16 protein-coding genes are annotated in these 13,350 nt (G+C 57.6%); 7 read left to right on the top strand and 9 right to left on the bottom strand.

The window, feature by feature from the left end; genetic code table 11:
• The first annotated feature begins 31 nt into the window (after positions 1 to 31).
• Positions 32 to 1,228, top strand: coding sequence for an ROK family transcriptional regulator (locus NXC24_RS31805; protein WP_104827277.1), 1,197 nt, complete (start codon positions 32 to 34; stop codon positions 1,226 to 1,228).
• 853 nt (positions 1,229 to 2,081) lie between these two features.
• A complete protein-coding gene (locus NXC24_RS31800; protein ID WP_104827276.1) occupies positions 2,082 to 2,570 on the top strand; it encodes a helix-turn-helix transcriptional regulator in 489 nt (162 codons plus the stop codon).
• 288 nt (positions 2,571 to 2,858) lie between these two features.
• On the opposite strand, the gene NXC24_RS31795 is transcribed toward NXC24_RS31800, so the two are convergent.
• From NXC24_RS31795 to NXC24_RS36040, 7 genes are all read right to left on the bottom strand, one after another.
• Complete coding sequence (locus NXC24_RS31795) at positions 2,859 to 3,047, bottom strand: hypothetical protein (RefSeq protein ID WP_104827275.1); 189 nt, start codon at positions 3,045 to 3,047, stop codon at positions 2,859 to 2,861.
• Positions 3,044 to 3,361: a CopG family transcriptional regulator gene (locus tag NXC24_RS31790; RefSeq protein ID WP_104827274.1), complete on the bottom strand. Its 318-nt coding sequence runs from the start codon at positions 3,359 to 3,361 to the stop codon at positions 3,044 to 3,046. Before NXC24_RS31790 ends, NXC24_RS31795 begins: the two co-directional genes overlap by 4 nt.
• On the bottom strand, positions 3,358 to 3,597 hold the full coding sequence (locus tag NXC24_RS36320) for an SOS response-associated peptidase family protein (RefSeq protein ID WP_348632771.1): 240 nt from the start codon (positions 3,595 to 3,597) through the stop codon (positions 3,358 to 3,360). Before NXC24_RS36320 ends, NXC24_RS31790 begins: the two co-directional genes overlap by 4 nt.
• On the bottom strand, positions 3,537 to 4,085 hold the full coding sequence (locus NXC24_RS31785) for an SOS response-associated peptidase family protein (RefSeq protein WP_348632770.1): 549 nt from the start codon (positions 4,083 to 4,085) through the stop codon (positions 3,537 to 3,539). The genes NXC24_RS36320 and NXC24_RS31785 overlap by 61 nt, the downstream gene beginning before the upstream one ends.
• A gap of 422 nt (positions 4,086 to 4,507) precedes the next feature.
• A complete protein-coding gene (locus NXC24_RS31775) occupies positions 4,508 to 5,266 on the bottom strand; it encodes a hypothetical protein (protein ID WP_104827272.1) in 759 nt (252 codons plus the stop codon).
• Positions 5,266 to 5,478, bottom strand: a complete 213-nt coding sequence (locus NXC24_RS31770) for a hypothetical protein (RefSeq protein WP_104827271.1) — start codon at positions 5,476 to 5,478, stop codon at positions 5,266 to 5,268. The genes NXC24_RS31775 and NXC24_RS31770 overlap by 1 nt, the downstream gene beginning before the upstream one ends.
• A gap of 124 nt (positions 5,479 to 5,602) precedes the next feature.
• Entirely contained in the window at positions 5,603 to 6,034 is a 432-nt protein-coding gene (locus NXC24_RS36040; RefSeq protein ID WP_245464098.1) for a hypothetical protein, read from the bottom strand.
• Positions 6,035 to 6,348: 314 nt separating this feature from the next.
• On the opposite strand from NXC24_RS36040, the gene NXC24_RS35355 reads away from it, so the two are divergent.
• A complete protein-coding gene (locus NXC24_RS35355; RefSeq protein WP_158704598.1) occupies positions 6,349 to 6,516 on the top strand; it encodes a hypothetical protein in 168 nt (55 codons plus the stop codon).
• 107 nt (positions 6,517 to 6,623) lie between these two features.
• On the opposite strand, the gene NXC24_RS31760 is transcribed toward NXC24_RS35355, so the two are convergent.
• Positions 6,624 to 7,535: a hypothetical protein gene (locus NXC24_RS31760; protein WP_245464097.1), complete on the bottom strand. Its 912-nt coding sequence runs from the start codon at positions 7,533 to 7,535 to the stop codon at positions 6,624 to 6,626.
• Between the two features lie 316 nt (positions 7,536 to 7,851).
• Here NXC24_RS31760 and queC point away from each other — a divergent pair, with 316 nt between their 5' ends.
• From queC to NXC24_RS31740, 4 genes are all read left to right on the top strand, one after another.
• Positions 7,852 to 8,562, top strand: coding sequence for a 7-cyano-7-deazaguanine synthase QueC (queC, locus tag NXC24_RS31755; protein ID WP_104827269.1), 711 nt, complete (start codon positions 7,852 to 7,854; stop codon positions 8,560 to 8,562).
• Positions 8,562 to 8,918, top strand: coding sequence for a 6-carboxytetrahydropterin synthase QueD (gene queD, locus NXC24_RS31750; protein ID WP_104827268.1), 357 nt, complete (start codon positions 8,562 to 8,564; stop codon positions 8,916 to 8,918). Before queC ends, queD begins: the two co-directional genes overlap by 1 nt.
• Positions 8,915 to 9,652 carry a 7-carboxy-7-deazaguanine synthase QueE gene (queE, locus tag NXC24_RS31745; protein ID WP_104827267.1) on the top strand — a complete coding sequence of 246 codons (738 nt, stop codon included), beginning with the start codon at positions 8,915 to 8,917 and terminating at the stop codon, positions 9,650 to 9,652. Before queD ends, queE begins: the two co-directional genes overlap by 4 nt.
• Positions 9,653 to 9,954: 302 nt before the next feature.
• A complete protein-coding gene (locus NXC24_RS31740; protein WP_104827266.1) occupies positions 9,955 to 10,995 on the top strand; it encodes a FecR domain-containing protein in 1,041 nt (346 codons plus the stop codon).
• Between the two features lie 36 nt (positions 10,996 to 11,031).
• Here the strand turns inward: NXC24_RS31740 and NXC24_RS31735 are convergent, their stop codons facing one another.
• Complete coding sequence (locus NXC24_RS31735; RefSeq protein WP_281060715.1) at positions 11,032 to 13,203, bottom strand: adenylate/guanylate cyclase domain-containing protein; 2,172 nt, start codon at positions 13,201 to 13,203, stop codon at positions 11,032 to 11,034.
• Positions 13,204 to 13,350 lie beyond the last annotated feature (147 nt).

The raw sequence follows: 13,350 nt of genomic DNA, 5'->3' as shown, positions 1-13,350 counted from the left end.
ATATTCTACTGGTGTCAAGAGGGAATTGCACATGAACGATACGCGTCCGATCCGCGCTAAGAGCGGCACCAATCATGAAGGCACCAGTGCCCATAACCGGCGAGTTATGATCGATGCATTGCGCATCAATGGAGCGCTTTCCCGGGCGGATCTGGCGCGCGCGACGCGGCTGACGAAGCAGACGGTTTCCAACATCATCGACGAACTGGAACGCGACGGCCTAGTGACATCGCAGCAAACGGTGCGCAGGGGGCGTGGGCAGCCGTCGACGCCCTATGTTCTGGTCCCGGAAGGTGCATTTGCGATTGGTCTTCAAATCGACCGGCACATGACGAGAGCGATCGCCGTCGATCTCATCGGAAATGTGCTGATCCGGCTGGAGGCGAAGCTTCCCTCGGGTGGACCGGCGACGGGCGCAAAGGTCATACTCGATCTTGTTGCTGATGTCCGGCAGCGATTGGCGGAGGTCGCGACGCAATCCGAGCAGCGGCTGGTCGGCCTCGGTGCGGCAATGCCGGGCCCCTTCGGCCTTGCGGGCAACGGCGATGATCCCTGGATGATGGAGGCTTGGCAGAAGTTTCCGTTGCTTGAAACCCTCGCCGTCGGCACGGGCCTCGACGTCAGCATCCAAAACGACGCGGCCGCGGCGACGATTGCCGAACGAATGGTCGGAGCGGCCCACGGGCTGGATCACGCGGTTTGCCTCTATGTCGGCTACGGCATCGGTGCCGGCCTCATTCTCGGCGGCGAGCTCTATACCGGCGCGTACGGCAATGCCGGCGAAATCGGGATGGCCTTGCTCACGGTCGGAGGCAAGTCGACCCCGCTCGAGCATCGCGCGTCGCTCGCTTCACTCTATCAACATCTGTCTCTCGATCCGGCCGATCCGGAGCTTTATGCCAAGATCCATGATCTGGTATTGGCCGATGATCGCAGGATCGTTGAATGGATCGAAGCCGCTGCCTCGGATCTCAGATGGAGCGTGCATCTGATCGAAACCATCTTCGATCCGCAGACCGTCATTTTATGCGGCAGCGCACCGCGGATTTTGGTGGACCGGCTCATCACGGCCATGGGGCCGTTGCTGCCGTCGATCGCCGAGCGTCGGGATCGTACGGTTGCGCGCCTGCTGATCGGGATGGCCGACCCTTGGTCCGTCGCACTCGGAGCGGCCGCTGGACCGATCAGCCTTGAATTCGATCCGCGCTATGACGCGATTTTATTGTAACGGCTCTTGAAGGCCGCATGACGACGGCACACCGAGCACATCCAGAAATCTTCCAGGACTGATCAATCCTGGTGGATCCAGGTGGGCGAACCGGCTCAAAGCCTGGCGTCAGATGTCGCGCTTTAGAATGGACCCATTCTCCTGAGTCTTGCCGCTACGCAAGCGGGATGATGGTGCTGCCGAACGCAGCGGCTACCGTATGTGAGTTTGAACCGGCGACGGAAACGTGCCGCGTCATGCGGTCTGGCTCAGACGTTGGATGCGATATAAATCGGAAGGACGCAAACTATGAGCCAGTGATTGATCTTGATGGCGAAATCCTCATGTGAGCCTTTGAGAAGGGAGGGGGAGCCGGCGGGCGGCGTTGTTGTACGAGCGGTCGCTTGGATGCCGGAGGTTCCGTACGAAGAGGAACACAGGCGCCACGGCGGGGGTGTCGCGAGCGGAGTGTCACCGATGATAGGTTTCCTTATTGTGCTCAAATAACTCAGCTATCACTGTATCCCGCAAATCGCGGATTTGTCGCTCTGTGAACTAACGCACGATTCCAAGACGAAGTTATTGAATCTTGTAGAGAATTCGGTTGCGAAGCAAATCGAATTCCTCTATCTTTTTCTGCGAGGCAGTACGCGCTGCCTTGGGGCTTAGCAACCCCTGCAAGCGGTTGGTGTCGGCCGGTACGGCATCACACTCCTTGACCTTTTGGGTCGGGGAGCCTGTGGCGTATGTCCAGGTTCTCCGGAACTAAAGGCCATAGGGCCGTCTTGCACGGTTGCTAACTCCCCGATCAGTGGGTTGAGCGAGTTTTCAGCGGGGGCGTACCGCATGAAACTCTCCATTCGGGGTGTCGATCATGAATCGTCGTACAGCCGCCGCACAAGTCCGATCGGCGAGAAGACAGCAAAGCAAGCAGCCGAACATTGAAATCCAGTCCGCGCATCCCGTCGATCTGCATGTCGGACAACAGATCCGTATTCGCCGGATACAATCGAATGTATCGCTCGGCGATCTCGGCGCCGGCATTGGCGTCAGTTTCCAGCAGGTGCAGAAATACGAAAACGGCAGGAACCGCGTCAGCGCCTCCATGCTCTACGAGGTCGCCAAACGGCTGAGGGTGCCTGTCGCCAAATTCTTCGAAGGCCTTCCAGATCCCGAAGGCGCAGCGGACCCGCAAATCGTGACCGAGGTCGATGACCGCATCGCCTACATCTCCACCGCGGAAGGCCGTCGCCTCATCGAGGACGTTCTGCTGCTTCCGCCGCGTGTCCGCAGCCGCGTCGTGGCGCTTGTCAGTTCAATTGCCGATGAAGAGATGGAAGAGAGGGGGGAGGCTGAATATTAGCGGCGATAACAGTCGCCATTGTCGCGACCGGGTTGTGGAAGCGCCACCAAAATGGGCTTTGCGATTTAGAGGATTATCCGACCGATCCCGTTTTCGAGGGGCGCATTGCCTCAAGCAAAATGTTGCCAATAGGGTTGATGCTCCCGACGGGGCGCTGCTGATTTGCTGTCCCGGCTCGGGTGTTTGCGGTCCGCGCGAGCCGCGCTAAGATCGGGGCTGACAGTCATTCAAGGAGCTTGAAGTAGGGGGCAACCACTGATGCCTGGGGCCTTGCCTGAAATGCCCTTCTTATATTTGGCTTGTCATCGGGATCTTCGCTTCAGCAGCTAACTTCTGCACGAACACGTCGAAGTCGTTCATGGCGAGTGGCAATGGGGGATACCCGTCGTTCCGAAGAGATCCGCCCAGTGCAATGCTCCAGAAGGCAAAGTAGGCAAGAAGGAGGGGCAGGCAGCGTGAAATAATCCACGTCTTCATGCCGTGCCATCCACCTCGCCATCCTCATCCAGTTCCCGCACCGGCAGATAGGCGTTCGTCTCCAGCCATTCTTTGATGATGTGGCGGACAATGTCGTTTCGCGTCATACCGAGTTCGCCAGCGATCGAGCGCAATGCGTCTTCCATTTCTCCATCCAGGCCGATCGGTGTTGCGTTCCGGATCACAAGCGCCGCACGCCGCAACATAATCTGTAGGTCAGCACGAGAGGCATTTCCAATACGATCGGCTGCATATTCAAGTTGCCCCGCCATATCACTTGGCGGGCGTTCTTCATTCCGTTTCCAGTCACTCATGCGGGCACGCTCTCTGGCGAAAGTAATAGCAGTTCATCGTCGGGCATTGGACGCTGCAGCCGTTTCGCTTCCTCCCATGAGGCCGTCAGCCATAGTTCGATCTCTTCCACATTCCGTAGAATGACCGGCATCGCCTTTTCGTGGATTTCACCGACGACCCTGTTCGCCTCGGTCGTCAAGAAGCCGTAGAAGTCGGCAGTGATTTCTCCTTCCTTTTCTTCCGCACCGATCGCCATTGCGCCACCCATATGCCGGCGAAGAACATGAGTGGTTGTTCTTCATTGGCTGCAAACCAGGCGTTCGGCACACGGCCACCTTCTACGCGACTTCCATAGTCGGGCTCGGCAAATCGGCTGAAAGGCACGACGCACCGGTTTTCTACACCGAGCCAGCGTGTCCAGTGCTTACTGTTGGTATTTCGCACATTGGTGGTGCCGCCGTCCGGTCCCATCTTCAGGAGTTGCGCGAAGTCAAACGGTATGCCTTTTGCCTGCAGCTTGTCGGCGCGTTTCTTGGCAGCCTGCATGAGCGCCTGTTGCGAGCTGGGCAATCCCCACCGCACCATCGCCATTTCGCGACCGGCCGGAGTGTTTCGAACGACTGGCCCCATGCGATCGGGATAGACGTCGAGCGACGGCTCCAGGTTGCCGATGCTGTCGATCATCGCCCTGGTGAATTGTCGGATGGCTTCCTGATTAGTCGTGACATTGTACAGATTGCACACCGTCTTCCGCGCTCCTTCTTCCTAAAAGCCATCATCGTAAAATTCTCCGGGGTGTCTACGACACACTCGGCGTCGATGCATCGACTATCGCTTTTCATCTTTCCAGACGGGACGCCTGAGTGTTTTGATCCTGACCAGGCGACGGACAGTAATGCCGACGGCCTCAGCGCCGCTAACGGATCGTAGTTTCGACGTGAGATATTCTTTCTTCCCACACTGACTGCACCGGAACTTCCCCTCGATCCCCATGAACGGAAGGTCACCGAAAATCTGCACGAGATCGGCTGGCTCGTAAAGATGTTGGCTTCGACACCAACTGCATTTGATCTGAACATAATGCCTATCTTGGAAGCTTGAAAGCTTCGGAAATTGCGCGATCTTCGCTGGCGATAGGTAAGCTGGTGGATGCGTTTCGGGCACAATCAGGCGACCTTATGTGCGGGCTCGTCTTCTCCCTGCATCAGAGCAAAGAACTCATCTACGGGTAGCGCATCGGCAAAGGTCTGGATCACGTCATTCACATCCGCCTTCGTCTCGATCCAGGCAGGGCCAGCGATGAAGTCGCTTCCATTGGCGTTTAAGCGGAATACGCCGCACACCTTTCCGGTGTCGTCATCGAATGCCATTTCGAGTGACCCAAGATAAAACTCCTCACTCTGGTAAGAAAGATCGACTTGCAGCATTCGCACCTGCCGATTGCCGATCTCCTCCAGGAGTTTGGGATGGACTTCGTCGACGGCGAGCGGGAAAGGTTCCCTCCAGAAGAAGCCCTCGAAGTCGGGCGCTCCTGGGTTCATGAGCTTCGCAAGGATCGCATCTATGGGGCGTTCTAGCTCCTGAAGCTCGAACGATTTACCGCGATGGCCCGGCGGATCTCCGAATACATCGAAGACGTTGTAGCCGATGAACCTCATCAGCAAGTAGATGGCAATGACATCCTCTTGGCCAATAGTCGAGTTAGGCCGCAACCTGGCAACAATACCTCCGACACGTTGGATATGAGCCAAAAACTCCAGAGACTTTTCACGGAATTCAAGCCGACTTCCGTGAAAGTGATCAAACGCGTCGTCGCTGATGTATTTCACCAGAGCGCTTATGGCCTCGATGTCCTTCTCACTGACCGTTAAAGTGCCTTCCTTCGGCGTCGGATCCCACTCAGGATCATACTTGACCTCTAACATCACGTATCTCCTTTGATTTCAAAACGCGGCTTCCAGCCCCGCGTAAAGCCAACCGACATTCCGGCTTCGCTCAAGGCCAACTGGCCGCGGACGAAACGCAATTCGTCGAGCAGGGCGGCAATCGTCGCATGGGCATCACCGCCACAAAAGGCAAGTGCTGCCTCAACTGGATCGAATTCCGGTTCTTCGGTTTGGGCGACTACGGTACTCATCGGGCAAGCGTCTTCCTTCTCCGCTGTCGCCAGGGAGTTTCATCACAAAACAGGGTATCGAGGGTGAACGGCGGGTCATTCCGCCGTCAATTTGTTCCTGTTATGTTCCTGTATTCAAGGTGAGTCAAGAACGCTTTTTGATTGCGCCGAGCAGCTCGTCAATTTCACCCGATGTTATCAGGCCAAGCATGTGATGATCGGCGAGATCGACGAGTGCCGCCGCAACCTCCCGCTCGCCCCAACCGGCGTCGACCGCCTTGCTGAGAAGTTCGGCGAAGGACAAATGCAGCGCGTACTGGCACCAAAGGTGCCGATCCGGATCGGAATTATCACAGCGAGGAGGTTGAATATCAGACATCTCTGAAATGTCGTGATTATTTCCGTCTGCGTCAAGTGATGGGCCTTTTGCTACTCCATCAGGATGACTCGACTCTTTCGGATCAGTCTGCTGCACTATCGCGTATGACAAAGGCTCCTCGTAAGCCATCTCGCCCGCTTCTTCGCGAGACGGGGTAAGGAGATACGAAGAAAAAAAGCCACTATCATCCCGCGTCATGAAAGATCATGGCCCAGCTATCGCTTACAAACAACCGAGAACCTCGGGAAGATCCAAAACAGCACAGCGTTTGATACGCGTCCAAAAGGCCGGTTTTCTCGCATTTTTCGGGTTGGGAAAAACCTAACCGTGATTTTAGGAGCGTACTACCTGAATTTGGGAAATTCTTAGGGCGCATTTCTACTAGGAAGGGATCTAGCATCCACACCTTTAATCGATTAAAATAAATTCAATCGTTTAAACTTTTTAATGCTGTGATTTACAAAGCATTTCTCCCGTGGCATTCAAAGATCGTCAACGTCAGGGAGAACTCGATGCAAGAGCGTGAAACGGTGCGGAAGGAAATACCCGAGCATGTGGTGGATCGTCTGGAAAACGAGTGGCGGGTGATGCAGGCCGAGCGCTCGCCGAAGCTCGAGCCGGAGATTGAGGGAGCCGATAAGATCGCCTCCGCACCGGCCAACGGCCTCAATACACGCTAGGCGCCGTCGCGCATTGTTGCGCTGATCCTCAGGGTTGGCAGACTCCATCTTAAATGCTTTGCGCTTGGGATCCGAACCGGTCGGGTCCCGTTTGGCCTCCCATTCCTTTATGCGGACTTTGCGAGCGCATAAGAAAGAGGCTCTCCGTCAGATTTGGCTGAATGATCCGGCTGGTCGAGGACCGCTTGGCTGACGGTGTCGACGATGGCGTATTTCTCGGCCTGATAGTTCCAGTATTCTAAGACGAAGTTTCGAGAGAGCCAGAAGCTGCTTTTGCCCGGAGCGTCGACCCAGCCGGCGCTTCCGAGTTCAGTCGCCTGCTTCAAAAGCCGCTTCAGATGAGTGCTCGAAATCATGAACTGGCTCTGGATGACCTTCGGCGAGATGGGGCCGATCAGGACCCTGTCTGAGCCTGGATCAATCTTGCTGATTCGGGAGATGAGATAGTCCATCACCACGCCGCCGGAGGTCGCCCAGTTGAACAGAGCGAAGGTTACTCCGGGATTCTGCAGGCTTTCGCTATCCAGGATCATCTTGGCGATCTTCGGCTGCATTCGCAGCACCGAAGCGGAATCGGTGGTCGTCCTCGCCATCCTGTCGCCGCCGTCCAGGGCATCCAGAACCAGCAGATGCGTGTAGATCCAGCGAGCCATGTATTCGCGGGTCGTTTCGGTGGGCTCAAGCAAGATGATGCGGCGGTCGGAACCGCCGGCAGTCGGTCGAACGAAGCGGTAAGCAATCATTTCCTTCAGAAATGCCGCCGCCGTATTGCGGCTCGCGATCTTATGCTTGACCGCGAAATCGACAAACCTGCCGGTATAGAGCGCCGGGGTGGGGTCATCCGGATAGCCGAGAAAGAGAGCATAGCCAGCATGCGCCAGAAGCCATCTTTGCTGCGCGGCAAAGATCGAGGCTATGCGCGGATTCTCGTCGTAGATCGCCATCAGTTCATGCGCGCTACGCAATATAGCGGACAGAAAATGTTCATTTTGACTGAGTTCTTTTGCTGTGAAGGCCATAAGTGCCAACATTCTTTCAATAATTCAGGATCGGCCGGATCATCGGCTCGATATTTAACTAATGGTATTCTTTAAATACCAAAGTTTTGTTTGGCTTGTCGACCGCGAAGCAGGCGTCGAAAACAAAGGGGCGGTCAACTCTGTGCGAGCATTATGCCGGCATCCGCCAATGCAAGGGCCGTCATAGCGCGATCTTATCGGAATGATCTAGCTGCCTTGCTTCTTGCGGGATGTGCTGCTAGTGACCCCCGCATAGCTTTGAAAGGCTCAGATATCCGGTCGCAGCCCACCCGGTCAAAACAAGGGACCTCAAATTATGACGACTATCGTCATCTGCTCCGGCGGATTGGACTCCGTTTCGCTCGCCCACAAGATCGCGGCGGAACATCAACTCATCGGCCTCGTCTCGTTCGACTATGGCCAGCGGCATCGTAAGGAGCTGGATTTCGCTGCCGCCTGTGCCCAGCGGCTTGGCGTACCGCATCATATCATCGATATCACCGCGATCGGCAGGCACCTGACCGGATCGGCCTTGACGGATAATGTCGAGGTGCCGGACGGACACTATGCCGAGGAAACGATGAAGGCGACGGTGGTTCCGAACCGCAACGCCATTATGCTCGCCATCGCCTTCGGCCTTGCCGCCGCGCAGAAAGCGGATGCTGTCGCCGTTGCCGTTCATGGCGGCGATCATTTCATCTATCCGGATTGCCGGCCTGGCTTCATCGACGCGTTTCAGCAGATGCAGAACCATGCCCTCGATGGCTATGCCAGCGTTTCGCTCTATGCCCCCTACGTCACCGTCTCCAAGGCCGACATCGTGACCGACGGTGCGAAGAACGGCACGCCGTTTGCCGAGACCTGGTCCTGCTACAAGGGTGGCATTCGTCACTGCGGCCGCTGCGGCACCTGCGTCGAGCGGCGCGAAGCCTTCCATCTCGCCGGTGTCGAAGATCCGACTGAATACGACGATCCGGATTTCTGGGCGACGGCGACGGCAAGCTACTCGGCCGAGGAGGTGAAGTAATGTTCCGCATCACCAAGCAATTTCACTTCTCAGCATCGCACCAGCTCACCCACCTTCCTGCCGATCATCAATGTGCCCGGCTACATGGGCACAATTATATCGTCGAGGTAGAGCTTTCGGCTGCCGAGCTCGATGCCGACGGATTCGTCCGCGACTATCATGAGCTTGCGCCACTGAAGCGCTATATCGACGAGCATTTCGACCATCGCCATCTGAACGAGGTTCTCGGCCATGACCGCGTGACGTCGGAATATCTGGCCAAGCATTTCTACGACTGGTGCAAGCAGCGGCTGCCCGAGACTTCGGCGGTGCGCATCAGCGAGACGCCGAAGACCTGGGCGGAATACCGGCCATGAGCGAGACGCGCGAAACCACGATCCGCGTCAGCGAGATATTCGGGCCGACAATCCAGGGCGAGGGGATATTGATCGGGCTTCCGACCGTGTTCGTCCGGACCGGGGGGTGCGATTATCGCTGTTCCTGGTGCGATACGCTGCATGCGGTCGACAGCGAATATCGCGATCAATGGCAACCGATGTCGGTTGACGAGATCTGGCAAGAGGTGATCCGGCTTTCCGGAGGCAAGCCGCTAACGGTTTCGCTTTCGGGCGGCAATCCCGCGATTCAGCCCCTCGGGCCGCTGATCGCTCGCGGCCATGACCAAGGCTACAGGTTTGCGCTGGAAACGCAAGCGAGCATCGCGAAGGACTGGTTCGCCGATCTCGACGTGCTGGTGCTAAGCCCGAAGCCGCCTTCGAGCGGCATGGTGTCGGATTGGGATGCGCTTGCCGACTGTCTCCGTCAGGCGGGGGCGAGACCGCAGATCGCCTTGAAAATCGTCGTTTTCGATGACCGCGATTATGCTTATGCGCGCGATGCTGCCGCCCGTTTTCCGCATCTGCTGGTCTATCTGCAGCCCGGCAACCATACGCCGCCTCCGCCTGAAGCGGATGACGCATCGATCGATATCGACGGCATCATGGATCGAATGCGCTGGCTGGTGGACAAGGTGACGGACGATAGATGGTTCGAGGCTCGGGTTCTGCCGCAGTTGCATGTCCTGCTTTGGGGAAACAAACGCGGCGTTTAGTGTCGGCGCCGTCAGGCGAGCAGGGGCGACATTGCCTAGAATTCGCCGAGCTCAGCAATCGGGGCATAGTACAGGTCTCCCCAGGTGAGCGGTGCTGAAGAATTCGGCCAGGCGCACCATCGGATAGGTTGTGTATAATATTTTCCACGAAGATTAGGCGAGAATATCAGCGGTAGATTTCGCCCGATTTTTGGCCAAACATAACCCGTCAATCATTCTGGTTATGCCGATTATACTCAGAAAGGATGATGGGACGCCCGAGATTATCCTATGGTAAAACATGGATAATCTTGGAGGGTCGGATGTTGTATCCGCGTGACACCGTGATCGCTGTTCTGGGCGTCATGCTGCTCGCGCCCTTGCCTTCGAGAGCCGCCGAGAAGGTCGGCCAGGCGGTGCTGATCAAAACCGAGGTCACGGGCCAAGGCGGCCCGATGGAGGTCGATGATCCCGTCCACCGGGACGAGCAAATTCGCACCTCCCTTTCCGGTCTTGGACAGTTCACATTTAGAGATGGCACGAAACTGGCTGTCGGAGCCGGCTCGTCTGTCGTCATCGACAAATTCGTCTTCGACGACTCGGGCTCTGTCAAAAAGCTGACCGTAAATGCGGCGAAGGGCACTTTTCGCTGGATGAGCGGAAATTCGAACCACTCGGCCTATCAGATCGTGACTCCTGCCGGTACGATCGGCGTGCGCGGGACGGTATTTGATTTCTATGTCGGCTCCAACGGCACGACGGCGGTCGTTCTGTTGAGTGGCGCGGCGCAGTTCTGCGGTGCGGGTGGCTGCAAGCAGTTGAAGCAGCAATGCGACTGCGTCGTTGCCAAACGCAACGGTGAGATCAGCGATCCGCGCCGGGTCAACCGCGACGTTCTCAAGACGCTTGGCAATCAGCAAGCCTTGCCGTTCCTCTCCGGCGATCAACAGCTTTCAGGACGAATGGGCTTTGTCGGGGGCGGCGGATGCGGCCTGTCGACGGCGATGAAAGATCGGCCCAATGGCATATCGCCGCGCAGCGTTCCCGCGAATAATCCCGCTCCAGCACAGCCCAATGAGCCCAGCGCACCGAGCCCGCGGGCCGAGGCGCCGGCTGCGCCAAGTACACCCGAAACACCCAGCACGCCGAACACTCCAGACCCGCCAAGCACACCTGACAAGCCGGGTAAACCTCACGAGCATGACAGGGACGACGGCAAGCATCACGGTCACCACGATCATCACGGCAAAGGCGACCACGGATGGGGTGATCACAGCCGTGGCGACCAAGACGACGATGGCGATGATGATGGCGGCGACCACGGCGATCATGGCGATCACGGCGGCGGGCATCACCATCGGTAGCGCAGACGGTGTTGCGGGCGATGGCTGCATATTCGGCTAGAGGTCGGCCGCCTTGTCTGCAGATTCGTCGATGAAATGTCCGGCTCGCCGCGAAATCTGGCCGTAAAATTCCTGCAATAGCCCTGTCGCCACGACCTGCGCCTTGAGCTTTGTGGCGCTGACGAGTTTGCGGCTGCTCGTCGAGCGTGTTCGCAGGGCAGCGACAAGCCGCCTGTGCATGGCCCAAAGTTCCACAAAATCGGCCGATCTTGCCAGGCGCGCATCGCCGACCACCGCAAAGAGTTTGGTCCGCATGCTCTTACCCTTCAGGGTCAGCGCTCCCGCCTCGAGCAGAGCGCAATTGGACAGCAAGCTTGCTGTCGGCTCGGATACCAGAATGTCGAAATTGATGTCCTTGCAGGCGGATTCGATACGTGCTGCAATGTTCACGGCATCGCCGACTGCGGAGTAATTGAAGCGTGTCTCGGCACCCATGTTGCCGACGCAGGCAAGCCCCGTATGTATGCCGATCCCTATCCTAACCCGCCGCTCGTCCCCGAAACCGAATGCGTCGGTGTTGTTGAGGCGAGCGAGTGTTTCCCGCATGCCCAGCGCTGCCTGCACGGCCTTGCCGGCATGGTCGGAGACATCGACGGGAGCATTCCAGAAGGCCATGATCGAATCCCCGATGAACTTGTCGAGCGTGCCGTCGTTGGCGATGACATGGTGGCTCAGCGCGTCGAGCAGCGTGTTCAGAAATGCGACGAGGGCGCTTGGGGTCATCTCCTCGCTGATCTGGGTGAAGTTTCGCACGTCAACGAACATGACGGTCAGCTCGCGCTCGTCTCCTCCAAGGCGCAGGGCATTGCGCGTATGTTCGATGCGATAGAGCAGCGACGGCGAGAGATAGTGGCCGAAAGCCCGCCGCACGTCGCGCCGCTCCCGGTCGGTCACAAGAAAGCGGAATGCCGTCGCGGCGAAATGCGTAATCGATCCGGCGACGATCGGTGCCAGCGGATCGAAGAGAAGTCCGCCATAGAGGAAGGCAAGCCAGGAGGCGATTAGGGCAAAAAAGGTAATCAGCAGGCCGCAGCCAAGTGCGACCGCCGGATTGACGAAGGTGGTGAGGATCACCAGAAGGCTGCCCAAGACGGCAATCGACAGGATTTCCATCCCATCCGCCCAATCCGGCCGGGAAAGAAAGCGACCTGAAAGGATCTGCTCGACGATCTGCGCATGAATGGAGACACCCGGCACGTTTTCACCAAGGGCCGTCGTGCGGACATCCTGGAGGCCGGAAGCGGAGGTTCCGACGAAAACGATACTGCCTTCTACCGCGCTTCTGATATCGGGGGAGGCGTCTTCTGGCGCGAGTACCTTAGCTGCCGAAATATACCGTTCCGCGGTGTCGGGGCTGACATAGAGCCAGAGCTCTCCCGCTGCCGTTACCGGCACCACGAAATTACCGATCTTGACCCGGGTCAGGGTATTCGGCGTGTTCGGCGCTGCGTCGAGGACGTAAGTGGAGGCTCCCTGTGCGACACGGAGCGCTTCAAGCGCGAGATTGGGATAAAGCTGTTTGCCGTCGCTGAGGAAAAGCGGAACTGCGCGCACCACCGCCGATGATGCGCCGGGATTGAGGCTGATATGACCGAGGCCCGCGGCATTGGCTTCCAATTGCGGCTGCAGCGGCGTCGCCGCCTTGATTGCTGGCGGCGCACCGAAGGGGCTTTCGCCGGTATAGGCAAAGCCTGCCTTGACGGGCGGCAGATAGTTTCCCTCGTTGGAGAGACCAAAGCCCAGCACCACGGGCTTTCCGGATAGCGATTGGGAAAAAATCTCATCATTATCCGGGAGTTTGCCCAGCAGCGAGGGGTCGATACCGGAGACGTCGCGAACGACATTGCGAGGAGACAGGCGGTCGGGCTCGGCGAAAAGGACATCGAAAGCGATGGCGGACGCGCCCATATCGGAAAGCTTGTCCACAAGGGCGGCAATCCGGTTTCTTGGCCAAGGCCATTGACCGAATTCGCGTAGGGACGCTTCGTCTATGTCGATGACCCGGACAGGCTGGTTCTCGAAGGTCCGGGGCACCAGGCGCTGATACTGGTCGAATGTCAAATCGCGGGCGAGCCGTAGCAATTGAGGATCGCTTGCCCGCAGGGTCGTCAGCGCTGTGACGATCGCCAGGCCGATAACGACGCCAATTTGCTGTGCGCGCGTCACCATTACGGTGTCAGTCCCTTTGCCCCCGCGTCCCGGCAATAGTAGCAATTCAGAGAAATACAAAAATCTATTGATCTGCTGCTGCACCGAGGAAGAATATGCTGCCTTGTTCCTGGGGGCGATGCAATGATCAAAGTATCTGAGGAATAC

Origin of the sequence: Rhizobium sp. NXC24 (assembly GCF_002944315.1) — a bacterium.
Lineage (GTDB): Bacteria > Pseudomonadota > Alphaproteobacteria > Rhizobiales > Rhizobiaceae > Rhizobium.
Note: the sequence above shows the minus strand (reverse complement) of the source record. Positions and strands in the feature narration are given on the sequence as shown.